Below are 24,171 nucleotides of genomic sequence, written 5' to 3'. Positions count from 1 at the left end.
TGATGTGGAATCTGCCCAATCTTCTGACGCTGCTGCGGATCATCCTGGTTCCGGTCTTCGTCGTGCTCTTTTATGTGGAGGCACCCTGGTCGTCTTACGCCGCCGCGCTGGTCTTCGGCGCCGCCGCCCTGACCGACTGGCTGGACGGCTATCTGGCCCGGCGCTGGGAACAGACCTCGCCGCTCGGCGCCTTCCTCGATCCGGTCGCCGACAAACTGATGGTGGCCGTGGCGCTGGTGGTCCTGCTTCAGGCGGATCCGCGCATCCTCATGGCGTTGCCGGTGATGGTCATCATCGGGCGCGAGATCACCGTTTCGGCTCTGCGTGAATGGATGGCTGAAATCGGTGCCCGAGCGGCAGTGGCCGTCTCCGGACTTGGCAAGATCAAGACCATCGCGCAGATGGTCTCAATCGCGCTGCTGATCCTGCGCGAATCAGTGTTTGGTCCCTGGGTATATGACATCGGTGTGGCGCTGCTCTATATCGCCGCCATCCTGACGCTCTGGTCGATGGCGTTTTATCTGCTTGCCGCCTGGCCCAGCCTCGCGGGTAAGAAGTCCATCGCAGACAAAAGCGAAAAATCTGCATAAGGGGGTTGACAGGATCTGAAAAGCCCTTAAAATTGCGGGCTCCTAAGCGGGAATAGCTCAGTGGTAGAGCACAACCTTGCCAAGGTTGGGGTCGCGAGTTCGAGCCTCGTTTCCCGCTCCAAATATGAAAAACGGCGTCCCTCGGGACGCCGTTTTTTTTTGCGCGCTCGCCGGGATTCGCCTCGGCGCAGACTGACTGACGCGGAGAAGGGCCATGACCACTATCACCTGCATCGAAGATCTGCGCCGGCTTGCCGAAAAGCGCGTTCCCCGCATGTTCTACGACTATGCCGATTCCGGTTCCTGGACCGAATCCACTTATCGCGCCAATGAAACCGACTTCCAGTCGATCAGGCTGCGCCAGCGCGTGGCGGTGAATATGGAAAACCGCAGCCTGCGCACCAGCATGGCGGGGCAGGCGGTGGCGATGCCGGTGGCGCTCGCGCCCACCGGGCTGACCGGCATGCAGCATGCCGATGGCGAAATCCTCGCCGCGCGCGCGGCGGAAGCCTTCGGTATTCCCTTTACCCTCTCGACGATGAGCATCTGTTCGATCGAGGACGTGGCCGCGCACACCCGTGCACCCTTCTGGTTCCAGGTCTACATGATGCGCGACCGGGATTTCATCGAGCGTCTGATTGAACGCGCACGGGCGGCGAATTGCTCGGCCCTGATGCTGACGCTCGATTTGCAGATCCTCGGTCAGCGTCACAAGGACATCAAAAACGGACTCTCCGCGCCGCCCAGGCCCACGCTGGCCAATCTCATCAATCTCGCCACCAAGCCGCGCTGGTGTCTGGGCATGCTGCGCACCAGACGGCATGGCTTCGGCAATATCGTTGGCCATGCGAAGGGGGTGGGCGATCTCTCCTCGCTGGCGAGCTGGACCGCCGAGCAGTTCGATCCGGCGTTAAGCTGGGCCGATGTGGAATGGCTGAAACAACGCTGGGGCGGCACATTGATCCTGAAGGGCGTCATGGATGCGGAGGACGCGCGTCTCGCCGCCGACAGCGGGGCCGATGCGCTGGTCGTCTCCAATCACGGCGGACGTCAGCTTGATGGCGCGCCGTCTTCCATCCAGGCGCTGCCGGCCATTGTCGAGGCGGTGGGGGAGCGGATCGAGGTCTGGATGGACGGCGGCATCCGCAGCGGTCAGGATGTGCTCAAGGCGGTTGCTCTGGGCGCGAAAGGGACGCTGATCGGTCGCCCTTTTCTCTATGGTCTCGGCGCCCTGGGGGAGGCTGGCGTGACCAAATGTCTCGACATCATCGCGCGAGAACTCGATCTCACCATGGCCTTCTGCGGTCACACCGACATCCGCCAGGTGGATCGCGGCATTCTGATCCGCTGTTGAGCGGGGATGGTCATTGACCGGAGTGAAGCGGTGGCGCGGTTTCAAGCACTACGTCTTCGTATACATCCGCCACGGTAAAGGCGATCCGCAGATCGCCGCAGTCAAACGCCAGATCGCTTTCTGTCTCGATGATCCGGTGCTGCCAGACGCCGCCTGCCTCCCGGCTGTAGAGTTCGATCCGTCGCTGCTCCTGGCTCACCAGCAGGTAATAGCGCAGTGACTCCAGGGTGCGATAGGCGATCAGTTTCTCGCGGCGGTCGATCACCTCGGTCGAGGGCGACAGCACCTCGGCGATCAGGCAGGGCGCTTCTTTATAGAGCGAGGCGGTGTCCTGGCGGTCGCAGGTCAGCACCACATCCGGGTAATAAAAGGCGTCATGGGCGAGAATCCGTACCTTCATATCGCTCATGAAAACCCCGCAGGGCGTGCCGCGCGTAGCGGAGCGGATCTGGAAAAAGAGATTCCCGGCAATGCGGTTGTGTTTCTCTCCCGCCCCGGCCATCGCGAACACCTGACCGCCGACATATTCGTGCCGGATGTCGCTGGCCTGTTCGTCTGTCAGATAGTCATCGGGGCTGAGGCAAGGGATCTGTGCGGGTAGAGACATGGTTGATTCCTCAGATGAAACGTCTCTGATCGTTGTCGTTGTCGGCTTGCGAATCTTCGATTACGACAACGACAACGACAACGACAACGAACGGTCTCTAAAGATAAAGCAGGATCGTGAAGTAGTGACTGACGCTGCCGGCCAGGACGAACAGGTGCCAGATGCCGTGGCACCAGGGATAGCGGTCGTCGAGGACGTAGAAGATGACGCCAACCGTGTAGAAGAGTCCCCCCGCCAGCAGCCACCAGAACCCGGCAGGTGGTAGCGCGGCGATCAGGGGATCCAGCGCAAACACCACCAGCCAGCCCATGCCGAGATAGATGGCGAGCGAGAGGAGGCGCGGGCCTTTGCGGGGGAAGGAGTCGATGATGATGCCGAGCAGCGCCAGCCCCCAGACCGCGCCGAACATCCACCAGCCGGTCGCCCCCTTGAGCGCCAGCAGCGTAAAAGGCGTATAGGTGCCGGCGATCAGCAGATAGATGGCGTGATGGTCGAGGATCTGGAAGACCGCTTTCGCCCGTCCGCGCAGGCTGTGATAGAGGGTCGAGAAGAGATAGAGCAGGAACAGCGTCGCACCATAGACGCTGAAGCTGACGATGCGCAGGGCGCCGCCCTCGACTCCGGCGAGCGTCACCAGCACGGTGGCGCCGATCAGGGCCAGTACCGCACCGACGAGGTGCGAGATGCTGTTGAAGCGTTCACCGGCGTACATCCTGACGTTACCTCGCAGCAGTCTGATGTCCCGTCAGGATCCAGTTGCGTACCCGATTGGAATCGCCGACCGGGGATTGTCGCCCGGCTGAATCGAGAAAGACCATATAGACCCGCCGGTCGCCGATGCGGGTCTGCATCACCAGGCAGTGGCCGGCCTCGTTGATGAAGCCGGTCTTGCTGACGTCGATCTGCCAATCGGGATCCCTGACCAGCGGATTGGTGTTGCGATACTGGAGTGCGGTGCCATTGGCGAAGGGATAGACGGTGATCTGGCCGCGCGCGGTGATCTCACGGAGAAAAGGATAGGTGGCGGCTGCCTTGACCATCTTGACGAGATCCTCGGCGCTGGAGCGATTGTTGCCGTTGAGTCCGCTCGAATCCTCGAAATAAGTATCGTACATCCCGAGCGATTTGGCCTTGCGGTTCATGGCGTTGATGAAGGCTGGCGTGCCGCCGCGAAAGGTCGTCCGCCCCAGGGCATGGGCGGCGCGGTTGTCGGACGACATCACCGCAACCGTGATCATCTCGCCGCGCGACAGGGTGGCCTCGTTGATGCGCAGTCGGGAGCGGCTGTTGCGCAGCCGGTCGCGGTCGTCCTCGATGATTTTGATGGGGGTATTCATTGGCACGCCGGCATCCAGCACCACCATCGCCGTCATCAGCTTGGTAACCGAGGCGATGGGTTTGATCTGCTGGGTGTTCTTGCTGTAGAGACGGTTGCCGTCCTCATCGACGATCAGTGCGCTGGCGGATTGCAGATGCAGCAGGGAGCGATTGAGCTGGGACCAGCTATTGGGTCGGGGCCGCTGGTTCGTCTGCATCCAGTGATCCAGATCGGAACCCGAGGCTGTCTGCGACCAGGTCTGGGCATTGGCGACGGGTGCGGCGGCTGACTGGTTTTCGTGATTCGACGCACAGGCCGTCCCGCTCAGGATCAGGATGCTGAATAACACTGTCAGCAGAACACTTCTGCCCCATTTGTCGGGCAGCAATCGAAAGGAGGTCCGGGGCAGGGAGGGCAGTGCGTGCAACCTTGGCATGTCGGCGTTTTCTCGCGTGGTCTGGATTCGATGAGGCAGTAATTATTGCACACCGAATATGGGAACGCGCTGCAAACGCCCAATGGATACAATGGCGCGGATGTTCCACCCGGATGTTTGCCCGATGACGACTCACCGTTGGAAAAACTGGCCGTATCGCTGGCGCTCACTGCGTCAGGCGCTGCTGGAACCCCAGGTGGACGACGCGACGCTGGAGACGGCCCTGCGCGCGGCGCGGGAGCGGCATCCATTGCCGGTGGTCTGGCTCATCGGTAAGACCCAGTCCGGCAAGACCTCGATCATTCGCGCGCTCACCGGAAGCACCGAGGCCGAGATCGGCAACGGTTTTCAACCCTGCACCGCGACCCTGCGTCTTTATGATTTTCCGTCCCAGGCGCCGGTGGTGCGCTTTCTTGATACGCGCGGACTGGGCGAGGTGGCCTATGATCCGACCGAGGATCTGCGGGTCGGCGAGTCGCAGTCTCATCTCCTGCTGGCGACCATGAAGGCCACTGACATCAATCAGGACACCGTCCTGGATGTCCTGCGCGCGGTGCGCCAGCGCCATCCCGAATGGTCGCTGGTCATTGCTCAGACCGGGCTGCATGAAGCCTATCCCCAGGATGCCGGTCATCCCGCCGTCTATCCCTTCGAGCAGGAACCCTGGCCGGCCTCGGTCCCGGTCGATCTCGCCCGCGCGCTGCGCGTTCAGCGTGACCGCGCGGGCGTCCTGTCCGGCAGTGCGCCGGTATGCTGGGTGCCGGTCGATCTCACCCTGCCGGAGGACGGATTCACCCCGGCGGACTATGGCCTGGAGGCGCTGTGGCGGGCCATCGACGCCGTCTCGACCGGGCGTCTGCGGGTGCTGCTGCTGGGCGATGCCGGGGTGCGGGATGTCTATGCACGGGCGGCGCATCCGCATATCGTCGGCTATGCCCTGGCGGCCGCCGGGGTTGGCGCCCTGCCGCTGGTGGATCTGGTCGGGGTGCCGGCCATTCAGGCCAAGCTGCTGCACAGCCTGGCGACACTCTATGGACAGACCTGGGAGCGTCGCGAGATCGCCGAATTTCTGGGTCTGCTGGGCGCCGGAATCGGCATCGCCTATGGTGTGCGGATGGCCGGACGGGCGCTGGTGAAGCTGGTGCCCGGCATCGGTCAGACGGTGGGTGCGGTGTGGGGCGCGACCGCCAGCGGCGCGGCCACCTATGCACTGGGCAAGGCGGCCGGTTTCCATTTCAATCATCGCAATCTGGGTCTGACGACCGACGCCAAAGCCCTGCGTCGGGTCTTCGCCGAGCAACTGACCCAGGGTTCAGGCATGCTTCGCGACCACGTCCGTCCGGAGCGAGATGAGTCCGAAAAAATCAGATGAACCGCGCAGAACGCAAAGAACGCGAAGGGTTTGAACGGTTTCAAGACGCTGCCAATGAAGACGCCCTTTAATCATCTCGACCGCTGGTGGCTGGCCGGGCTCCTGTTCTGGCTGGTGCCATTCGCCGCCCTGCTGCCACTGGGTCTGCTCTGGCTGCACCAGCAAGGCGTGTTTTTCTACTGGATGGCATCACTCATCCTCTTCAGCATCGCCGGCTATGGTCTGCAAGTCTGGCTGCGGGCGCGTCAGCAGCAACGTCTCGTCGCGGCGCAGACCCCGCCCAATCCAGACTGGCCGCCGACCGCTGAGGCGGCCTGGGCGCTGGTCGAGGAACTGGCAGCACAGATCGAGCCGGACGACTGGCCGCTCGACGAGAACACACGCCTCGGCGCGCTCGGTCAACAGACCCTGGAACGGGTCGCCGGCTATTTCCATCCTGAAGTGGAGCAGCCGCTGCTCGAGCTGACCCTGCCGCACACCCTGCTGATCATCGAGCGGGCGAGCCGCGATCTGCGCGCCAGTCTCACCGACCACATCCCCTTCAGTCATCAGCTCTCCCTCGGCACGCTGGCACGCGCCTATCGCTGGAAGCCCTTCGCCGAGCGTCTGCTCGGCTTCTATCGCGCCGGACAGTTCGTCGTCAATCCGGCCAGCGCCGTACTCAACGAGGTTTGGGCCGCGTTGCGCGGGCGTGGTTACGCCCTGGCCCGCAAAGATCTCTATCGCTGGCTGTTGCAGGAATACGTCCGCAAGATCGGCGGCTACGCCATCGATCTCTACAGCGGCCATCTGCCACTGGACGAGGATCCGGCAGGACGGGCGACCGCGCGTTCAGCCCGGGATCTGGACACCGCCGAGGCCGTGACCACCGAGACCCAGACCGGCGAACCGCTGCGGATTCTGGTGCTGGGTCGCGCCAATGCCGGCAAGTCGAGCCTCATCAATGCACTCTTCGGCCAGCTCCGGGCCGCGACCGATCTCACGCCGGACACCACGCGGGCGCTCACCCCTTACCGACTGGAGCGCGAGGGTCTGGAGATCGCGCTCATCTTCGATACGCCGGGGGTGGAGAGGCTCGCCGACAAGAGCCTGCACGAAGCGGCCGCCATCGCCGACCTCATTCTCTGGGTCAGCGCCGCGCATCGTCCCGACCGGCAGGCCGAGCGGCAGACCCTGGATGCGCTGCGTCTGGCGCAGACCGCGCGGATCGACCGTCGCGCGCCGCCGCTGCTGGTCGTCGTCACCCACATCGATCATCTGCGTCCGCTGCGCGAGTGGCAGCCGCCCTATGATCTGACCGACTCGCGCAGTCTCAAGGCGATGAGCATCCAGGCCGCTGTCACCGCCCTGGCGACCGATCTGGAGGTGCCGGTTGGCAACGTGATTCCGGTCTGTCTCGGCGAAGGGCGGGTCTACAACGTCGAGGATACGCTGTGGGCCGCCCTCTTGGACCAGATGGACCGCGCCCAGCGCGTCCGTCTGCTGCGCTGTCAGGATGCCCGTCGCCGCGAAGAGAACTGGATGCTGCTGCGCCGGCAACTGGCGAATGCCGGACGCTTTCTGCTCGCGCTGCCGGGCGGGACCGGGCGCAAATCGACCTTCAAAGGCTGACTGTGATCACGCCATGTCAGCAACGGCACGACCGGCCTCTTTAAGGGTCGGTTCAAAAATAAGTGAAACAACTCGACGAAAGAAAACACCTCTGCCACGGTCGTTGTCGTAATCGACAACGATCACGTTACTAAGGCGATTTCCTGAAAACAATCTACCCATTGAGAGGTCGTGAATGGACAGGATTCACAGGATTTTTCAAGATTGACAGGATGAAGAAAACAATGGCTTGTCTCCTGTAAATCCTGCGAAATCCTGTTCATCCTGTCCATTTGGAGCCTTGACGCTGGTAGAAACTTTCCCGGAAACCACCTAAGGACGCCCGATCAGCACATAAACGGCGCTGTCGCCGTCCTCCGACAGCCCAAGCCCCAGGTACGCGGGGCCGATCCAGGTGTCGGAGCCGAAGAAGATGCTGCCGCCGAAACGGGTGGCTTCCGAACTCAGGGTGACATCCTGACCGGCGGTCTCCTTGTCGATGGCGCCCTCCGACAGCCAGCCGGCCTCCAGCGAGGCACCCAGATAGAGCCCGCGTCCGATGGGCGGGGGCAGGGTGGCGATCTGGCGATAGTAGGCCAGCCCGCCGAAGACGACGTTGTTGCCGCGAAACTGCTCGTTGGCATAGCCGGAGAGCTTGAGGAAACCGCCGAGCGGGAACTGGTCGTAATAGGGCATGCGGTCGCCGAAGCTGCTCCCGGCCTCGATGCGGGCGGCGACGGTGTTGCGGCCAAAACTATGGGCAGTGGTCGCGTTCAACAGGGCGCGCGTGTATTGCACATCCGCCCCCATGGCTTCGAGCGGACTCAGCGCCTCCAGCGCGATCCGCACGCCCTCGCGCGGCGCGCCGGCGCTGTCGAGTGTGTCGTAGACGAGTCGGGCGCGCAGTCCGCTATCCATGATCCGGCCTTCCGGCAGCTCGCGTGAACCGGTGTCCAGCGTGACCTTCGTTTGCCCCAGATAGGGTCCGATCCGCATCTCGATGCCACCAAGCGTGGTGCCCAGATCCGCGCCGATCCGTGCGCGCGTCACGTCATAGCGGGCGACGCGCTGATCCTCGATAAAGACGCTGTCCGGGCTCACCCCCAGATCCAGATAGGAGGTGACAAAGGCCGCCCGATCCAGATCCAGCGGCTGATAGAATTCGGTCTTGAAGCGCGGGGAGTTGCCGAGCGTCAGCTCGCTGCCCCATTCGGCCCCGAGCGAGTTGATCCAGGTGCGGTCATAGGTGGCATGCAGCCCGAAACGGCTGTCGCCCTGGTTGTCGCTCAGAAGCCCCAGGCCGAAGCTCAGATAGCCCGGCCCCCAGCGTTTTTCCATGGCATCGACGATGAGCAGATCGCCGCTGTCGTCCTTGGGTCTGAAGTGATAATTGACCCGCTCGAAATCGCCGCGACCATAGATCAGTTGCGCGTCCCGATTCAGTTGCGCGCGATCCAGCGGCTGCCCCTTCTGATTCTCGATCAGGTTGGTGAAGATCCCATCGTTCACGCGTTTGAGGCCCGCGACCTCCACGGCTGCGACTCGCTGCACTGGATGGCCCGGACCAAAGCGCTCGCGTTTCCAGGCCGCGTACTCGGCCTCGCTGACGCTGTAGCGAGCGAGCGCGGGCGCGGCCTTTTGGGCGGCGGCGACGCCGGTCGCGATGGCGTCCGCTGCGCGGGCAAAATCACCGGAACCGATGTCGCCCAGATCCGGCACGATCAGCACATCGCGCCGCCGATCGATCTGCTTGAGCGAGGCCTGGACATTCTGCTCGGTGAGGATCGCGATCATCTGTCCGGTGACGCCCAGGATGCTGGTGAGCTGTTCGCGCGGCAGATAGCCGGAGCCGAGATTGACCGCGATGATGACATCCACGCCCATGTCCCGCGCCACGTCGATGGGCAGATTGCGCACCAGACCGCCATCCACATAGATATGATTCTCCCATTCCATGGGCGCAAAGATGCCGGGCACCGACATGCTGGCGCGCATGGCGACCGGCAGCGGTCCTCGCTCGAAGACGGCCATCTCGCCGTTTTCCAGATTGGTCGCCACGGCGCGGAATGGAATCGGCAGCGAATCGAAATCCGGGACCGTCTCGACGCCCTTCACCAGATCGTTGAAAAACAACTGGACCTGCTGACCGGAAATCGCGCCTGGCGGCAGGCTGAAAGAGCCGTTGTCACGCACCCCGAGAGTGAAATTCCAGGTCGGATTCATCGACGCCTCCTTGCGCCGGGCCGGCCATTCACGACGTGGCGGATCGTCGTTGAAGAGTTGATCCCAGTTCACCTCGGTCACGCGCTGCGCCAGCTCATCCGGCGTCAATCCAGCCGCATAACCGCCGCCGACCAGCGAGCCCATGCTGGTGCCCACCACCACATGGATGGGGATCCGCAGCTTCTCCAGCACCTGGAGCACGCCAATATGAGCCGATCCGCGCGCACCACCGCCGCTCAACACCAGACCGATGCGTGGATGATGAGGCGAATGGGTGCGCTCGGCGGCAAGCAGCATCGGCGTGGTCAAAACGAGCATGGCAAGCGCAGTGGCAAGCAGGACAAAGCGGGCGGGCAGGCGCGGTCTCATGGATGTCTCGTCCGGATGCGGCGAATGGAGGCAGCCGGAAAGTCTACCGGCAGGATGTGACAGCGAATAGAAAAATCCTCAACGCCATGCGATATGGTACGGGCGGTGCTGGCGCGTCAGATGATCGCGCGGCGAGGGGATTGCGGACGATCAGCCGTCCGTCGATGATTTGGCCGTTCTGCGGATTGGTGTCGAAGGCGACAAAGGCTATCTGGATGCCTTTCTGAAGGCGGACTTGAGGATTCCAGGCCGTTCTTTGACAGCCTCCCGCATCATCGTCCATTTTTCGGTTGCCAGTGATGTTTCTCAGCAAGGTTGGAAATCATGTCCCTCATTCATCTGATTTATGTGAGCACAGCCCGGCAGGAATATGCCACGCCGGAACTGGAAAAAATCCTCGACTCGTCGGTTCGACACAACCAGTCACAGGATATCACCGGGATGCTGCTCTATACGGACGGCTGTTTCTTACAGGTGCTCGAAGGCGAAGCCGAGGCCGTCGATGAAACCTATGCACGAATTCAGGCGGATCCGCGTCATTTCGGTCTGATCGAACTGGCCCGGGAAGAGATCGCGCAACGGAGCTTCGATCAGTGGTCGATGGGCTTTGCCTGTGTCGCGGGAGAAGAAATCCGCGCGCATCCGAGTTTTGCACCGTTTTTCACGCATGGCTTCGATCCGGCCAGCATTGGCGCCCATCCGGGGCTCGCGCTCAATGTGCTGAAGAGCTTCGGGTTGCGTCAGCAGGGCTGGTCGTCTTGAGCCGCACCGGCTCTCACGGTCGTCGATGCGGCCAGGCTTGATTCAATCCCAAAACAGCGCATGGCGCATGGGTGCGGTTCAGCATGACAGGGGCGCCATTCGCGGCTGTTTCTGAAGCTGCATCAGATCGTCCCGCAATTGACGCAGGCGTTTGTCGAATCGCTGGCGCTGGCGCTCGTCGAAGCTGGCGCCGAGACGGATGAAGAGTTCGCTGATCTGCGCGCCGATGGCGACGCCGGCACGGTCGAGTTCGGGCGGCAGATCGCTGAAATCGACCAGCCAGGCGGTCATGAAGGATCGGATCTCGGCCTCGCTGGCGGAGCGTCTCAGTTGTGCAATCAGCGCCTCGCGCTGGCGGGTGCGATAGGCGACCACCGCGGCCTCTGAGTCTGGCATGCGTCCCGTGATCTCGGCGACGAGCGAACGCTGACTCGCGTTCAGCGGGCCGGTCCAGTCCTCAATGGCCTTCACATAGCGCCGGGCGCGCTTGCGCAGCTCGGCGTTCCAATCGCGTGCCGCCAGATCGGCGCGATCTTCCGCTGCCTCGTCACGGAATCGGCGCTCCAGGGTGTCGATCTGACGTGGCGTCATCCCGGCGAGCAGTGGCGCTGACAGGGTGACTGCGAACCGCGCCTGACGCCGGTAGAGATCGCGGAATGCGCCGGTCAGACAGGTCATGTTGTCATCGTCGAAGCCGGCCCGGCTGGCCTTGAGCGTCTGGTCGAAAAAGGCCGCGAGATAGGGAAGCTCCTCGGCGCGATGCCGCGCCAGTTCGGCCTTGAGACGCGGTTCCCAGCGCGCGAGCTGTTCGTCGGTCAGTTTCAGATAATCCCGCGCGTATTGGCCGATGAAGAAATCGGCGGTGTTGTAGGCGATGGTGACGCGGCTGCATCCGACGAGGATCAGCAGCGTCGCCAGCAGCATCAGGTGCCAGCGCAGGAGGTTGGTGAGCCGGTTCATCGTCAGGCCGACCAGAGCGGTCCTTCTTCCATCGCCGCGATCTGTTCGCGCAGTTGCAGGATGTGGTTCTGCCAGTAATGCTGGGTGTTGAACCAGGTGAAGGCGGCGGGAAAGGCCGGATCCTCCCAGCGACGGGCGAGCCAGGCGGCATGATGGATGATGCGCAGGGTGCGCAGCGCCTCGATCAGATGCAGTTCGCGATGATCGAACTCATGGAAGTCTTCGTAACCCGCCAGCACATCGGCAAGCTGACGACTCATCTCGGCGCGCTCGCCCGAGAGCAGCATCCAGAGATCCTGGACCGCCGGTCCCATGCGGGCGTCGTCGAAATCGACGAAATGCGGCCCGGCGTCGGTCCAGAGCAGATTGCCCGGATGACAGTCGCCATGCAGCCGGATGTATGCAGGCGAACCGGCGCGCGCATAGCAGGCGCGCACCCCGATCAGCGCCTGCTCGACCACGCTGGTATAGGCGGGCAGGAGGTCGGTCGGGATCCAGTCGTGCGCGAGCAGAAAATCGCGCGGCTCGACGCCAAAGCTGTCGGGATCGAGCGTCGGGCGATGGGCAAAGGGTGTGATGGCGCCGATGGCGTGGATGCGCCCGATGAAACGTCCGATCCATTCCAGCACCTTGGCGTCATCCAGCTCCGGTGTCCGTCCGCCGCGACGTGGCGTCAGCGAGAAACGATAACCCTCGAATTCGTGCAGGGTGCGCCCATTGATGACCGAGGGTGCGACCGCCGGGATCTCGCGCTCGGCAAGCTGTTGGGTGAAATCCTGCTCTTCCAGGATGGCCGCGCTGCTCCAGCGTCCCGGACGGTAGAATTTGGCGATGACCGGCGCGTCCTCGTCGAGCCCGACCTGATAGACCCGGTTTTCATAGCTGTTGAGCGCCAGCAGACGCCCATCGGTCAGGAGTCCGAGACTCTCCACCGCATCGAGCACGCGATCCGGGGTGAGGTCGGCATAAGGAGTTGGATTGAGTGTCGTCATGCCGCGATTCTATCGATTTTCCTAGACCTTGATCGAAGCGGTTCAGACCGGCGATCACCCGAATCGTTCGGGCAACGCCGCAAACCCCGTGCTGCCGTCATCGAACGGACGAAAAAAATTCACGGCATCTTCATCCTCTCCCCATCGCCCTGCAACGCAATCTGCCGAGCATACGCAAACTCTTCCATCCAGGCCGGCCAAGCGATGTCTGAGATCAAGCGTATGAAGCCACTGAAATATCGTAGTCTCTTCATCTCCGATGTGCATCTGGGCAGTCGCGGCTGTCAGGCCGAATATCTGCTGGAGTTTCTGCAATCCACTCAGTGCAAACATCTCTATCTGGTCGGGGATATCGTCGATATCTGGCAGATGCAAAGCGGCGTCTACTGGCCCGAAGCCCACAATGCCGTGGTGCGGGAGGTACTGGAGAAGGCCCGCTCCGGCACCCAGGTGATCTATCTTCCGGGGAACCACGACGAGCTGTTACGCGCGCATCTGGGGGCCGATTTTGGCAATGTGCTCATCCGTGACGAGGTGATCCACGAGACGGCGAACGGCCAGCGTTTCCTGGTGCTGCATGGGGATCGGTTCGATGGGGTGATTCAGCATGGACGCTGGCTGGCCCGTCTGGGCGCCCACGCCTATGACCAGCTACTGGCCCTGAACGGTCTGCTGAGTCGGGTGCGCCGACGCCTGGGGCTTCGCTACTGGTCGCTGGCCGGTTATCTCAAACAGAAAGTCAAGCACGCCGTGAATTACATTGGCTGTTTCGAGCAGACGCTGGCGGTCGAAGCGCGCTGCGCCGGCCTGAACGGCATGATCTGCGGTCACATCCATCACGCCGAGATGCGCGAGATCGACGAGGTGATCTACTGCAACTGCGGAGACTGGGTGGAAAGCTGCACCGCCCTGGTGGAGCATCACGATGGCCGGCTGGAGCTGCTGCGCTGGGTCGATGCCGTTCCTGAACAGACTCCCATGCCGGCTCCGGCATTTGCCCGGGCCAGTGCGGGCTGAAGCGATTACCGTCGTGTGCGCCGTCCTTGCGTGTTCGTCGTTCGTAGGGCGCAATAGCGCAGCGTATTGCGCCGAAAGGATGCGGCTTAGATCCCGGCTCCGATCAGGGCGACGACGGCGAGCGCCGTCCAGCGCATGGTGCGCGCCACGTCAATCCCTCTGACGCGACAGGTGGAACGCGTCGATTCCGATTGCATCGTCGGTGATCTCCACGTCCGGCTTCTGATTCACGCCGTGCTCTTCCTGGCTTGGTGCCCACCCCTCCGTTGCGCCTGGTCCCGATCCGTTGGCACTCGAATGCGCGGCCCCCGTCGGCAATGGCGGCATCAGCCGCGCCGCCGCGTCTGCATCGAAGCCGGCGTAGGCCGTGAAGAGTCCGCCCGGACGGAAGTAGACCAATGCCTCCCCGATGTGCGACCGCACCCGGTCGAAGCGGCCACGGAGCTCGTCCGGCAGCAGGCGCTGGGCCCGGCCCAGACGCTCGGCCAGCGAGGCCGCGTAGCTCATCGCCTCGCTGGTGAAGGGCAGGCCGCGCTCGTTCAGTCGGCACAGTGACTCGGCGGCCTCGGCGATCGCCCGCGCCCGGTCGGTCTGCTGGCGCATCAGTTGCTCCGCCCGCAGCACCGCGCCGTCCGGCAGCAGGGGGAACCAGTCAGCCAGATTGGCCAGCCAGTCGCCGATGAGGTCCAGCCGGTTGGCCCGCAGCAACACCAGCGCCGCGACAGTCGCGGCCAGCGGGGACTGGCGCTTCGTCAGCGCCCGGTCCCACAGCGCGCCGAGATTCAGGCCGCTGATGGCGCTCTCGACGTCAGCTGTGCGGTAGCGCTCCCAGAGCCGCGCCACCTCGCCGAGCGGGCCCGTGTTGCTGCGCGACAGACTGGCCTCCAGACGCCCGAAGCTCGCCTGTCCCTGGGCGACGACCATCTCGGCCTCGATCCGGTAGCGCACCGCCTCGCCGAGCGAGGGTAGCACCAGGCCGTGCGCGATCTCCGCCGTCTCGCCGACTTGCAGCCAGTAGCCGCGCGGCTCCGCAGCGCCGTTCACGCTGACCCGGAAGCTCCGGGCCGCGTCGTCGCGCTCCACCCGTTCCAATTGGATCTGTGTCTCATTGGGCGGCGTGCGCTCTGACAGGCACAACAACCGGGACTGGCCTGTCCAGACCCGGGTGATGGTCTCACTGCCGAAGACCGACGAGTCCAGGGTCTCGACAGGCTCACCGAGCCCGGCCGCGGATGTCGTCACGCCGATGCCGGTCGGGAGCGGCCGGCTGACCGTCAGCCTCTCCGCCAGCAAATTCTCAAGCTCAAGTCCGCGCACCGTGGCGGCGCGAGCCACGGTGAAGCCCGGCCCCTTCGTTGGCATGCCCTTGGCGATGTCGATTGCCCCCCGCACCAAGTCGGGCCGCACCGCCGCCAGGGCCGACCCCGGGATCTCGGTCAGCGTCACCTGACCGTGCGCGACCGGACCGCCGAGCGTGACCGGCTGTCTGACGCTCGCCCCGTGCTGCTGAAGGATCTGCACCACACGCTCCATCGCGAACCCGTGCAGCTTGCCGAGCTGCACGCCATAACCGCCGCCGGTCGCGGTCAGCTCGATGTCCGGACGCCCGGCCAGCCCTTCCAGCACCGCCTGGCCGAACAGCGACGGGCCCTCGCTCGGGTCGACCGGGCTCCACGCCTGCTGCGCGGCGGCCGTGGCGTAGAGCACGGCGCTCAGACGGGTGTCGGCATAGCTCGCCGCGGTCTCGTCCTCGGTCAGGATGCTCCGGCCCCGCGGCTGCTTGGCGCGGATCGCCTGGAAATCGTTGCGGCAGGCGTCGATCAGGAACAGCCGGTCCGGGATCTCCACCGCATCCAGACCGGCCACCAGGTTGCTGGTGCTGAGCGCATCGTCCCAGTGCGGCAACTCGCCGCCCAGGTAATCAGCCGGCAGCAGCAGTTGTTTCTCGTGGTGCACCTGCAGTCCGTGCCCACTGAAGAAGAAGAGTGCGCGCGAGGCGTGCTGGGCGACGGCCGGCAGCCGCCGCAGGGTCGCCGACCAGGATCTCAGTGCCCGCTCGCAGGCCGCCAGGGTGGGCTGCGCCGCGTGCTCCATGAGCGTGTGGTCGCGCGCCAGCTCGAGCGGCGTCGGCGCCAGCAGCAGCCAGCATTGGGCGATGGGCGCGTCCGGGTAGCGGTAGTCGTCGCGCAGCCAGCGGAAGAAGCGCCAGGCCGTGGTCGCGGAGACCGTGAGCTGACCGAGCCGCCGCGCCTCGCGAATCCAGGGCTCGCCGAGATCGTCGGCCTCCTGGCCACCGCCGTCCAGGTGCGGATAGCGGCTCACCCCGATGACGACGGCGAAGGTGCCGGCCCGCCCCGGCGACCAGTCGGGAGCGGTCCAGAGCCCGGGCGTGTCGGCGACGGGCGCCAGGCTCATGGCGTCACCCACCCCGCGGCCTTGGCGTCCGCGAGCCGTTGTGCCAGCCGGCGGAAGAAGCTCGGCCGGGACAGATAACCGCCGTGGGCGCTGGCCAGTGACAGACCGGTGTCGTAGGGCTCGTCACGCACACCATCGATGATGCCCTGGGCGGTGAAGCTGATCACGTCGTTGTGGTCCCAAACGTTCCACCACACCCCCAGATGGGCGGCCGGGAAAGGCACCCTGGCCGGGGCGCGGATGGCCTTGTCGCTGGCCAGGAAGAGCTTGGCCTCCTCGAAGAAACCGACCTGACTCGCGGTGGCGCACCAGAAATCGACGCGGATGCCGCTGAACTCGGGGGTCCGGGGCAGGAAGTGGGTCACCGCGTCATAGACCAGTTGCCCGCCCATGCTGTGGGTGAGCACCACCAGCGGCTCGCCGCCCCGTGCCTTCTTGTTGTCCGCGGCGACGATCAGCTTGTCCAGCAGCCGGGTCGGGATGGGGCCGGGCGAGCCGGCCTGGCCGCGCTCGCGCAGATAGACGAAGACATCGCCCGCGAACTGGCTGACCAGGTCGTTCAGCGGCCGGCGCAGCTCGGACGCCGCCACCGAGACCGCGTAGGCCGGCAGACCCAGCGCGCGGTCGGTCGTCTCGCGCAGCCGGTCGCCGATGCGGCTCCAGACCCCGTCCGCGCCCATGCCGACCAGCGCGCCCGGTGCCGGCGCGCCGGCCCGGTCGCGCACCCGCTCCAGCAGACACTCCAGCTCATCGGCGGGCGTCGCGGCGCCGGCCAGGGCCGTCGCGGTCGCCGCCTCCTCCGCCACCGCGTCCGCGGCCAGGATCAGACGCGTCTGTTCCGCGCCCGGCGCAGTGGTCTCGCTGATGATGGAGGCGAGCAGGTCGGACAGCTCGGCGGGCGTCAGCCGGTGCAGCCGCAGGGTCGGCGTGCCCGGCTGGCCGCTGCCGCCGCCCGCCAACAGACCGCCGCTGGCGCCGGACGGCGCGGCCGGCTCCGGCAGACGCCCGAGCGTCTCGCCGAAGGCCGCCGCCGTCAGCGCACCCTGGAGGTCGGAGACCCGCGCGTCCCCCGCCCCCTGGCCGAGCAGCCGCGAGCGCGGTCGCGAGGCGCCATCCCAGGCGAACTGCACCCCGCAATCGCCCCAGAAGGCGTCGTCGATCAGGACCTTCTCGGGGTCCGACGCGATGGCCGGCGCCACATAGCGGCGCAGGAATCCTTCCATCGCCAGGAAGTGGTCGCGACTGCGGGTGTTGACACCGTGGACGTAGAGGATGGGCATCGTTGGATCTCCTGGGTCGATCAGGGAGTCTCGCGGCGGACACTCAGCATCGGCCCGCCCGCCTTCTCTCGGGCACCTATGGCGATTGGATCAATCGCCGCACGCCATACCGACTTGGGACAGGATCTGCTCGATCTGACCGGCCTCGGGGAGCCGCAACCGGCGGGCATCGGCAAGGGCTCGGCAAAGCAGATCATTGGCCTCCGCGGCGTCCTTTCCATCACCCGTTCGGGCTCTCCGTACAAGCAGCGCGAGCGCGATATTTGTCCGGCAGACGAGTAGCCCGCGCACGTCGCCGAGGCGCTCGTAGACGGGGAGCTGTTCCTCGGTGCGGATGCGCAGGGCCTCGTCGAGGTTGCCGCGGGCGTGGAGGATGTCGGCGATCTGGCCCATGGTGACGGCCTTGGCGCGCACGTCGCCGAGGCGCTCGTAGACGGGGATCTCTTCCTCGGTGCGGATGCGCAGGGCCTCGTCGAGGTTGCCGCGGGCCTGGAGGATGTCGGCGATCTGGCCACGCGCAATCGCCCATTCACGCTCCCGCCCGGAGTCTAGGAAACCTTGCGCGGCCGACTCGAACGACCGGAGCGCGCTGTCCAGATCGCCGAGCCGCTGCTGCTGGCGGGCGACGTAGAGGTTGGTACCCGCATCGTCCCAACCCTCGGCCTGGATGCTCCGCATCATCCCGAGCGCTCGCCCCTCGGCCTCGCGGTCGCCGAGGCGCTCGGCGCAATCCACCGCGATCAGCAGGAGACCATGGGACGGCTCGGCGCCGTAGGCGTCGAGCCTCTCCAGGGATGGCCGCAGCACCTCGGCCTGCGCGCGCCTGGCGTCCTGCTCGGTGCCGAACAGCCAGCGTGCCGCCGGCTCGGCGGCGCGGCAGAGCAGCCCGGTGTCCAGCTCGGGGGCGGCGAGCGTGAGACGGGTCAGCTCCCAGGATCGCCGGTCCTGGGGCAAGTCGCCGTCGGCAGCGCGCCAGGCCTGGTCCAGCGCCGGCAGGGCGGCAGCAGCGATGCTCGCCGCCAGCTCGGGTGGCGGTGGCGGCTCCAGTGGGCGGGCGAGCGGATTGGCGGCGGCCTGGTCGATACCGCCGCTGAGCCCCCAGTCGTCCGCCAGACCGAGCGCCAGGAGACGGTCGAGCGCGGCTGGCGGATCGCCGACCCCGTCCGCCGCGCCGGCGGCATGGAGCGCCGGGCGCGGGATCGGCAGGTCTTCCGAGAAGACGCCAGCCGCGCGCAGCATGCGTGCCTGGTCTGGGCTCAGGGCTTTGCGGTAGGTCGCGAAGGCCATGCGGCGGAAGAAGGCGAGCAGGGCATTGTCCGCGTCCCCGGCGGTGCCGGCGTCCAGCAGCGCCTGGATCTCGGCCGGCGGGGTGCCGACGCGGCGAAAGTGCTCGATGGCGGCGAGCGCCTGCTCCGCCACCGCGTCCTCGCCGTTCAGGATGGGTCTGGTCAGCGTGGCTTGGAGGCCGGGGTTGCCGCCGGCCGCATCGAGTGCACGCTCGACCAGCGACTGCTGGCCTGGAGACAGCTCGGCGGTCTTCGCCGTGCGCGCGGCGGCGCCGAGCTGTTTGCGGCGCTCCAGCCCGTCCATCGGGCGCAGCGGGACAGGGTCGAGTGTCTCGGCCAGGTCACGGCCACGGCTGTCCGGCAGGGTGAAGCGGTAGCGGCTGGTCAGCAGCAGACGCGACGCGGTCGACGCGCGGGCGAAGGCGGTCAGGACGGCGGCCAGCGGAATGCGGTCGCTCGGCTGGACGGGTGTGAGCGGCTCGGATGGCGTCGGGGTCTCCAGGATGGATTCCAGGTCGTCGACGACCAGCAGCACGGGCTCGGCGTCCAGCGGACCTTCCAGCAGGTCTTCCAGTGCCTCGGCCAGTGCGCCCGGGTCTGCCAGCACCGTCTCGCGCCAGGTGTCGCGGGCGGCTTGGCGTTGCTGTTGCTGGACCGGGACGGCCTCGAGCAGACGGTCGAGGATGGTCAGGGCGTCGTAGCTGCGAAGGTGCGGCGCACCGAGGAAGATGACGACCGTGCGGTGCCCGGTCAGGCGGCTGGCGATGCGCGCGGCCAGGCTGGACTTGCCGAGGCTGCCCATGCCGTGGACGAGCACGCCGGCCGAACCGTCGCGGAAGGCGCGCAGCACGGACTGGATCTGACGGCGGCGGCCGACGAACTCGGCGCGGCGGGCGACCGGGACCTGGCCACGCTCGCCATCCAGGAACTGGTCCGCGCAGGTCTCGCTGGCGAGCCTGCGTTTGGGCAGCCCCTTGCCCGCGAGCGCGCCGCCGCCGGCTGGCCCCAGATAGAGCCGGGCCAGGTGCCAGTGGCTCCCGCGCCGGGGGTCGTCCCGCGCCGTCTGGCGCAGCGCGAGCCGGGCCTTGGCCACGGCGCGCGGGGTGCGCGCGCGCCCGGCCAGCTCGCCGTAGAGACACTCGGCGAAGGCCATGGCGTCCGTGTCGTAGACCGAGCCGTCCCAGCCGATGACGTTGGGCACGCCGGCGCGGATCAGCTCGCGCACGAATGGCTCGAAACCACGGGCGCCGTCGTCCTGCTCGGCGGTGCGGCAGGCGGAGAGGAAGACCAGCGGGGTGCGGGCGGGGTCGCCGAGACATTGCACCAGGTCGCCCGGGCTCATGGGAGCCAGATCGCCGACCGCGTCCTCGAGCGCCAGCACGGGGCCGCGCTCGGGGTGGATGTCGCCGTGGCAGGAGAGGTGCAGGGCCTCGAACGGTCCGTCCAGTTTCAGCCGCACGCCGAGCTGGTCGGCCGTGCCGCTCTCCTCCACCACCAGATGCAGCGGCAAGTGCCGGGTGGCATCGAGGATGGCGGACTCTTCGGCCTCGAAGTCGAGAATCTTCTGGCCCTCCGGCGCGGCGGCCATGAAGATGACTTGCAGATCGCTGTGGATGGGTTTGGTCGGCTCGGCGGCCGGGCCGATGCGCCGCACCAGCTCGAAGAGCTGCACGGCGTCGCCGGCCAGGTGATCATTGCGGTCGGCGAGCAGTTCCCAGGGCGCGTCGAGCAGCGCGCGACCGATGGTCGAGCCGGGATCCGTCACCCGGATCTCGAGCAGGCGGCCGCCGGTGCCGCCGGCCCAGCCGGAGGCCCAGCCGTTGGCGTCGAGCCAGTCGAAGATCGCGCGGCCGATGGCGAGCAGCTCGCCCGGATCGGCCGCCCGGACGGCCTTGGCATAGCGCGCCGACCAGTCTTGGAGCAGGGAACCGGCCGCCGCGGCATCGAGCCGCAGTTCCGGCGGTCGGGTCTGGGGGGAACGGCAGAAGATGTCGCTGCCGAGTTGCTCGATACTGGCCTGCATGACGGCGTCCTCATCCTGGTCGGCGTGGTCACACTCTACGAAGGCGTGCGCTCGATAGCCGCTTTGACGTCGCCCCGCGCGTTGGGACGCGGCCGGAGCGGTTTGTGAGCAGCCATGGCCAACATAGCATACTGTGGATGCAATCGCATCGCGGGGGAGGCCGCCATCCCTGGGGCGGTGTGGCAATGCGGGCAACATCGCCGGTGGCGAGGCGGGCGAATCTTGGACATTCGCGCCGAAATGGTTTTGGAAACAACAGACGCTGTTATTGTCCGCTCGGCCGGGCGTTGCGTGTCATCTTGCTCGGATTGGGCGCCCGTCCCACAAAGATGTAATAGGGCACCCGCACCCCCGGCAGATAAGGCACCGGCGCGCGATGCTCGGTCAGCGTATGCTCTGGCAGCAGACGGCGCAGGGTGCGCAGATGGGCGGGATTGGGATGCACGCCGTCATGACCGAACCAGCGCGGCCAGAACCAGCGGGTCAGGGCGCCATGCCGCGCCAGGCCCGATTCCGGTTCCGGATCCGAGACATAGAAATCCACCACGCCAAGCTGTCCGCCCGGTTTGAGCAGGGCGAGCGCATTGCGCAGCGCGCCTTCCCAGTCGGGGATCATGGTCAGCGAATAGGAAAAATAGACCACGTCTGCCTGCCGGTCGGAGCGGTAGGTCACTGCGTCGGCCTCCACCACCCGGACGTTGGACAGTCCCTGTGTGCGCTGGCGCGCCTGTTCGAGCAGGGCAGGGCAGAGATCGATGAGTTCCACCCGCCCCAGGCCGGACAGGCGATCACCCAGAAAGCCCAGGTTGCGCCCGGTGCCGGCCCCCAGTTCGATGACATGGGCGCCGGGCATGGGTGCCAGCCGCGCCATCAAGTCCGCGCGTCCGTGCAGCAGACGTTCACGGAAGGCATCGTAATGGGCGGCCTGAGGTCCATAGAAGGCCGTCAGCCGTTCGGCCAGACTGCCGCTGCGCGGTTGGCCGCGAACCATCCGCCACAGGACTTGCGCATCGCCGAGCCCCATCGTCAGGCACCGACCAGGTCGGCGACATGGAAGCCGGCGTAGGTGTGAACCCGATCCTGTCTTTGCAGATCCTGCGCCAGTTCGTCCTGGAAGGTCAGGCGTTCGCGCAGATGCACGCGCGGCTGCCCGACCTCGATCAGATCGAGATAGGCCGGCGCGGCGTGGGCGCTGCGAAAGATGACGCGGGCGTCGGGGGTGGCGCGGTCGAAGATGGCGGTCCATTCTTCGGCGAGCGCCTCAGGGTAATAGGAACTCATCCAGTCCATGTGATCGAGCAGGACGAAGCGGGACAGACGTTCTTCGGTCGCCTGGAGAAAGGCGGTGACGGTGCAGGTGTGCGGGACGATGCAATCGGCCCGCCCGGTCTTGAGCGCCTGGAAGTTGTCGCGCTTGAGATATTCGGGGCAGCAGCTCTCGGTGTAATGCCCGTTGATATAGACGGCCCAGAAATAATTGCTCCACACAGGCAGTTCGCGGAACACATATTCAATGGCCTCGCGGATGAAGCCGGCGACACCCTGGTGATGCTGCGCCTGCACCTGGCGGCGCTGGGCGGCGGGAACCCCGAGCAGGCTCATGGTGAGCTGGCGCGACAGGGTCCAGTTCATGCCGGAGCCCCACATCAGCGGCTGCACCCTGGAGTCATAGATGGCGCGCTGTTCTTCCAGCGATTGCGCCTGGAAGAGATCCCCGATGCCTGCCGCCAGTTGCGGGCGGACCTTCAGATAGGCATGGAAGGCGCGGGCAACGACACCGGCGAGCCCCTGGAAATAGAGTCCGCCCTGCTGCCGGCTGAACCATTGCAGACGGTCGTCCCAGAAGTCCTGGGCGAAGGGCGAGAGATCGGCGCGCAGTGCGTCATGATAGATCTCGCGAAAACGTCCGTGGACGCCAGCGCCGAAGAGGGCGAAAAAGTCCGCGAAGTCGAGATGACGGATGCCCGCCAGCTTGAGTTCCAGCAGGGCCGTCTGGCGCGGATTGGCGTCCACCGCGTGAATGCGCCGGGGGCCGGCGAGTGCATAGTCGAGGACGTTGCAGCCGGCGCTGGTGATGACGAGCAGGCTGTCGTCCGGGGTCAGGTTCAGGGCCAGACGGTCCACCGCCGGATCCTCCCAGCAGGTGTTGTACACCAGCGACCGGGTATAGATGGCGTTGAAGACGGCTTGGTCGATACGGTCACGCAGGGTGAGGGTCGCTTTCACGTCAGATCTCGAAGCGGGTCGAAGGGCACGTTAAGGAACCGGAGTCTAACGATGGTTCATGACCCGCCGGTGACTGGCGTGTGACCGTGGTGTGACGGCGAGCGTTGCTTTTTGCCGATGTGTGCTTCAACCTGAATTCGGCAATTGGAACCACAGCGGAAATAAACGTGATGCGTCCCCCATTATTTCCCTTGCTTACAGTCCTTCGCGAAGATCGTTGATGGTGGCCATCAACGTCATGGGATCGAGAGGAGATGGAGCGAATCCAACGCGCTCGTAAAACGCTTGCACGTCCGGCGATAGGGCGTGGACGATCAGCCCCCGGATCCCGATGGCATCCGCAGCCGCCATGACGCGCAAACAGGCATCACGCACCAGGGCACGCCCCAGCCCGGAGCCTTGCCGTGACTGATCGACCGCAAGCCGCCCCAGAACCGCGACCGGGATGGGATCAGGCATATTGCGCCGCAAACGGCCAGTGGCCATCTCAACCGTCACGGCGCTGGAGGCCAGGGCGTAATAAGCGACGACCCGGCTTGCATCGCAGACGACGAAGGTGCGTGAGGCTCCGGTGGCCTGATTTTTCAGGGCGCGTTGTTTGAGCCAGTGATCCAGGCTCTCGACACCGCAGTTAAAGGCTATCGTGCCATGATGAGCGGCGAGCGGCTCCGGCGCGGCAAGGCTCACGACTCATCCCAGGGAGCCGGGGTTTGCAGGGTTTTCCGTAGGCGCGAATTGGGCGCCGGGGCGCGGTCGAGACGCGCCACAAACTCGGCGTAGGCGTCCGATGCGACCATCAATAAGGCTCGATCCAGCAGGGCTTCCTCGGCTGCGCTCCGGGCCGCGTCGAGAATGAAGTCGGTGCGGTTTTTCCCCTGAGCCTTGGCCGCCCGATCAATCAGGCCGCGCACTTCGGGCTTGATGCGCAGATTCAGGGTGTCGCGCTTGGCGACGAGGTTGGTTGCAGTCATGACAGTAACTCTCTATGTGACCGTCTCGCAGTATAGGCGTAGTGTCACTGTCAGTACAGTCTATGTCATTCTTGAAAGACGAAAAACCGAGGGAACCTCAGTGTTGTGCCCATCGAACGCCAATCCGGCACCTCCGTGCATGGACGCCCGCGCCTCTCGAAAGCCGGTCCGTCCGGGGTGCGAGCCATCCTGTATATGGCCGCCATCGTGGCGATCCGTTACAACCCACATGTCAAAGCCCTGTACGAACGCCTGTTGGCGCGCGGCAAATCTAAAATGGCCGCGCTCGGAGCCGCGATGCGCAAACTCGTCCATCTGTGCTTCGGCGTCCTCAAAAACCAAACACCCTACCAAGCCGATTATACGAAAGCGGCTTGACA

General features: G+C 65.5%; 19 protein-coding genes, 1 tRNA gene and 1 pseudogene. 8 read left to right on the top strand and 13 right to left on the bottom strand.

Annotated features, from left to right (window positions below):
* The first annotated feature begins 2 nt into the window (after nucleotides 1-2).
* From pgsA to EDC35_RS02815, 3 genes are all read left to right on the top strand, one after another.
* A complete protein-coding gene (gene pgsA / locus EDC35_RS02825; RefSeq protein WP_132975485.1) occupies nucleotides 3-590 on the top strand; it encodes a CDP-diacylglycerol--glycerol-3-phosphate 3-phosphatidyltransferase in 588 nt (195 codons plus the stop codon).
* Between the two features lie 46 nt (nucleotides 591-636).
* A tRNA-Gly gene (locus EDC35_RS02820) sits at nucleotides 637-711 on the top strand.
* 93 nt (nucleotides 712-804) lie between these two features.
* On the top strand, nucleotides 805-1,944 hold the full coding sequence (locus tag EDC35_RS02815) for an alpha-hydroxy acid oxidase (protein ID WP_132975483.1): 1,140 nt from the start codon (nucleotides 805-807) through the stop codon (nucleotides 1,942-1,944).
* 10 nt (nucleotides 1,945-1,954) lie between these two features.
* Here EDC35_RS02815 and EDC35_RS02810 read toward each other — a convergent pair whose 3' ends face one another.
* The 3 genes from EDC35_RS02810 to EDC35_RS02800 form a co-directional block, all read right to left on the bottom strand.
* Nucleotides 1,955-2,551, bottom strand: coding sequence for a Uma2 family endonuclease (locus tag EDC35_RS02810; protein ID WP_132975481.1), 597 nt, complete (start codon nucleotides 2,549-2,551; stop codon nucleotides 1,955-1,957).
* 97 nt (nucleotides 2,552-2,648) lie between these two features.
* Complete coding sequence (gene trhA, locus EDC35_RS02805; protein ID WP_132975479.1) at nucleotides 2,649-3,263, bottom strand: PAQR family membrane homeostasis protein TrhA; 615 nt, start codon at nucleotides 3,261-3,263, stop codon at nucleotides 2,649-2,651.
* Nucleotides 3,264-3,270: 7 nt separating this feature from the next.
* Nucleotides 3,271-4,305 carry a serine hydrolase gene (locus EDC35_RS02800; protein WP_132975477.1) on the bottom strand — a complete coding sequence of 345 codons (1,035 nt, stop codon included), beginning with the start codon at nucleotides 4,303-4,305 and terminating at the stop codon, nucleotides 3,271-3,273.
* Nucleotides 4,306-4,429: 124 nt separating this feature from the next.
* Between EDC35_RS02800 and EDC35_RS02795 the strand changes: the two genes are divergently transcribed.
* Both EDC35_RS02795 and EDC35_RS02790 read left to right on the top strand, forming a co-directional pair.
* A complete protein-coding gene (locus tag EDC35_RS02795; protein WP_132975475.1) occupies nucleotides 4,430-5,677 on the top strand; it encodes a YcjF family protein in 1,248 nt (415 codons plus the stop codon).
* Nucleotides 5,678-5,731: 54 nt separating this feature from the next.
* On the top strand, nucleotides 5,732-7,288 hold the full coding sequence (locus tag EDC35_RS02790; protein ID WP_132975473.1) for a GTPase family protein: 1,557 nt from the start codon (nucleotides 5,732-5,734) through the stop codon (nucleotides 7,286-7,288).
* Between the two features lie 312 nt (nucleotides 7,289-7,600).
* Here the strand turns inward: EDC35_RS02790 and EDC35_RS02785 are convergent, their stop codons facing one another.
* Complete coding sequence (locus EDC35_RS02785; RefSeq protein WP_243651383.1) at nucleotides 7,601-9,859, bottom strand: patatin-like phospholipase family protein; 2,259 nt, start codon at nucleotides 9,857-9,859, stop codon at nucleotides 7,601-7,603.
* Nucleotides 9,860-10,183: 324 nt separating this feature from the next.
* Here EDC35_RS02785 and EDC35_RS02780 point away from each other — a divergent pair, with 324 nt between their 5' ends.
* A complete protein-coding gene (locus EDC35_RS02780; RefSeq protein ID WP_132975471.1) occupies nucleotides 10,184-10,621 on the top strand; it encodes a BLUF domain-containing protein in 438 nt (145 codons plus the stop codon).
* Nucleotides 10,622-10,699: 78 nt separating this feature from the next.
* Here EDC35_RS02780 and EDC35_RS02775 read toward each other — a convergent pair whose 3' ends face one another.
* Together EDC35_RS02775 and EDC35_RS02770 are read right to left on the bottom strand one after the other, a co-directional pair.
* Nucleotides 10,700-11,581 carry a DUF6279 family lipoprotein gene (locus EDC35_RS02775; protein ID WP_132975469.1) on the bottom strand — a complete coding sequence of 294 codons (882 nt, stop codon included), beginning with the start codon at nucleotides 11,579-11,581 and terminating at the stop codon, nucleotides 10,700-10,702.
* A 2-nt stretch (nucleotides 11,582-11,583) separates the two neighbouring features.
* Nucleotides 11,584-12,573 carry a serine/threonine protein kinase gene (locus EDC35_RS02770; RefSeq protein ID WP_132975467.1) on the bottom strand — a complete coding sequence of 330 codons (990 nt, stop codon included), beginning with the start codon at nucleotides 12,571-12,573 and terminating at the stop codon, nucleotides 11,584-11,586.
* 204 nt (nucleotides 12,574-12,777) lie between these two features.
* Here EDC35_RS02770 and EDC35_RS02765 point away from each other — a divergent pair, with 204 nt between their 5' ends.
* Nucleotides 12,778-13,590, top strand: a complete 813-nt coding sequence (locus EDC35_RS02765) for a UDP-2,3-diacylglucosamine diphosphatase (RefSeq protein WP_132975465.1) — start codon at nucleotides 12,778-12,780, stop codon at nucleotides 13,588-13,590.
* Between the two features lie 150 nt (nucleotides 13,591-13,740).
* On the opposite strand, the gene EDC35_RS02760 is transcribed toward EDC35_RS02765, so the two are convergent.
* The 7 genes from EDC35_RS02760 to EDC35_RS02730 all read right to left on the bottom strand — a co-directional run bounded on the left by EDC35_RS02760 (nucleotide 13,741) and on the right by EDC35_RS02730 (nucleotide 23,791).
* Nucleotides 13,741-16,005 (bottom strand): caspase family protein, encoded by a 2,265-nt coding sequence (locus tag EDC35_RS02760; RefSeq protein ID WP_132975462.1) that lies wholly within the window; start codon nucleotides 16,003-16,005, stop codon nucleotides 13,741-13,743.
* Nucleotides 16,002-17,285, bottom strand: a complete 1,284-nt coding sequence (locus EDC35_RS02755) for a hypothetical protein (RefSeq protein WP_132975460.1) — start codon at nucleotides 17,283-17,285, stop codon at nucleotides 16,002-16,004. Before EDC35_RS02755 ends, EDC35_RS02760 begins: the two co-directional genes overlap by 4 nt.
* A gap of 90 nt (nucleotides 17,286-17,375) precedes the next feature.
* Nucleotides 17,376-20,594: a CHAT domain-containing protein gene (locus EDC35_RS02750; protein WP_165903329.1), complete on the bottom strand. Its 3,219-nt coding sequence runs from the start codon at nucleotides 20,592-20,594 to the stop codon at nucleotides 17,376-17,378.
* 265 nt (nucleotides 20,595-20,859) lie between these two features.
* Complete coding sequence (locus EDC35_RS02745; protein WP_132975456.1) at nucleotides 20,860-21,618, bottom strand: class I SAM-dependent methyltransferase; 759 nt, start codon at nucleotides 21,616-21,618, stop codon at nucleotides 20,860-20,862.
* A 2-nt stretch (nucleotides 21,619-21,620) separates the two neighbouring features.
* Complete coding sequence (locus tag EDC35_RS02740; protein ID WP_132975454.1) at nucleotides 21,621-22,820, bottom strand: BtaA family protein; 1,200 nt, start codon at nucleotides 22,818-22,820, stop codon at nucleotides 21,621-21,623.
* A 195-nt stretch (nucleotides 22,821-23,015) separates the two neighbouring features.
* Nucleotides 23,016-23,507 carry a GNAT family N-acetyltransferase gene (locus EDC35_RS02735; RefSeq protein ID WP_132975452.1) on the bottom strand — a complete coding sequence of 164 codons (492 nt, stop codon included), beginning with the start codon at nucleotides 23,505-23,507 and terminating at the stop codon, nucleotides 23,016-23,018.
* A complete protein-coding gene (locus EDC35_RS02730; RefSeq protein ID WP_132975450.1) occupies nucleotides 23,504-23,791 on the bottom strand; it encodes a type II toxin-antitoxin system TacA family antitoxin in 288 nt (95 codons plus the stop codon). The genes EDC35_RS02735 and EDC35_RS02730 overlap by 4 nt, the downstream gene beginning before the upstream one ends.
* A 96-nt stretch (nucleotides 23,792-23,887) precedes the next feature.
* Here EDC35_RS02730 and EDC35_RS02725 point away from each other — a divergent pair.
* A pseudogene (locus tag EDC35_RS02725) lies at nucleotides 23,888-24,169 on the top strand (transposase); the annotation flags it as partial.
* Between the last annotated feature and the right edge of the window lie 2 nt (nucleotides 24,170-24,171).

The sequence above is a fragment of the Thiobaca trueperi genome (assembly GCF_004342175.1).
GTDB lineage: Bacteria > Pseudomonadota > Gammaproteobacteria > Chromatiales > Chromatiaceae > Thiobaca > Thiobaca trueperi.
This window is presented reverse-complemented; position numbering and strand designations above follow the sequence as displayed.

What these genes read in the sequence shown, in the direction of transcription:
- pgsA (WP_132975485.1), top strand. Translation starts at nt 3, where the DNA reads ATGTGGAATCTGCCCAATCTTCTGACGCTGCTGCGGATCATCCTGGTT.
- EDC35_RS02815 (WP_132975483.1), top strand. Translation starts at nt 805, where the DNA reads ATGACCACTATCACCTGCATCGAAGATCTGCGCCGGCTTGCCGAAAAG.
- EDC35_RS02810 (WP_132975481.1), bottom strand. Translation starts at nt 2,551, where the DNA reads ATGTCTCTACCCGCACAGATCCCTTGCCTCAGCCCCGATGACTATCTG.
- trhA (WP_132975479.1), bottom strand. Translation starts at nt 3,263, where the DNA reads ATGTACGCCGGTGAACGCTTCAACAGCATCTCGCACCTCGTCGGTGCG.
- EDC35_RS02800 (WP_132975477.1), bottom strand. Translation starts at nt 4,305, where the DNA reads ATGCCAAGGTTGCACGCACTGCCCTCCCTGCCCCGGACCTCCTTTCGA.
- EDC35_RS02795 (WP_132975475.1), top strand. Translation starts at nt 4,430, where the DNA reads ATGACGACTCACCGTTGGAAAAACTGGCCGTATCGCTGGCGCTCACTG.
- EDC35_RS02790 (WP_132975473.1), top strand. Translation starts at nt 5,732, where the DNA reads ATGAAGACGCCCTTTAATCATCTCGACCGCTGGTGGCTGGCCGGGCTC.
- EDC35_RS02785 (WP_243651383.1), bottom strand. Translation starts at nt 9,859, where the DNA reads ATGAGACCGCGCCTGCCCGCCCGCTTTGTCCTGCTTGCCACTGCGCTT.
- EDC35_RS02780 (WP_132975471.1), top strand. Translation starts at nt 10,184, where the DNA reads ATGTCCCTCATTCATCTGATTTATGTGAGCACAGCCCGGCAGGAATAT.
- EDC35_RS02775 (WP_132975469.1), bottom strand. Translation starts at nt 11,581, where the DNA reads ATGAACCGGCTCACCAACCTCCTGCGCTGGCACCTGATGCTGCTGGCG.
- EDC35_RS02770 (WP_132975467.1), bottom strand. Translation starts at nt 12,573, where the DNA reads ATGACGACACTCAATCCAACTCCTTATGCCGACCTCACCCCGGATCGC.
- EDC35_RS02765 (WP_132975465.1), top strand. Translation starts at nt 12,778, where the DNA reads ATGTCTGAGATCAAGCGTATGAAGCCACTGAAATATCGTAGTCTCTTC.
- EDC35_RS02760 (WP_132975462.1), bottom strand. Translation starts at nt 16,005, where the DNA reads ATGAGCCTGGCGCCCGTCGCCGACACGCCCGGGCTCTGGACCGCTCCC.
- EDC35_RS02755 (WP_132975460.1), bottom strand. Translation starts at nt 17,285, where the DNA reads ATGCCCATCCTCTACGTCCACGGTGTCAACACCCGCAGTCGCGACCAC.
- EDC35_RS02750 (WP_165903329.1), bottom strand. Translation starts at nt 20,594, where the DNA reads ATGCAGGCCAGTATCGAGCAACTCGGCAGCGACATCTTCTGCCGTTCC.
- EDC35_RS02745 (WP_132975456.1), bottom strand. Translation starts at nt 21,618, where the DNA reads ATGGGGCTCGGCGATGCGCAAGTCCTGTGGCGGATGGTTCGCGGCCAA.
- EDC35_RS02730 (WP_132975450.1), bottom strand. Translation starts at nt 23,791, where the DNA reads ATGACTGCAACCAACCTCGTCGCCAAGCGCGACACCCTGAATCTGCGC.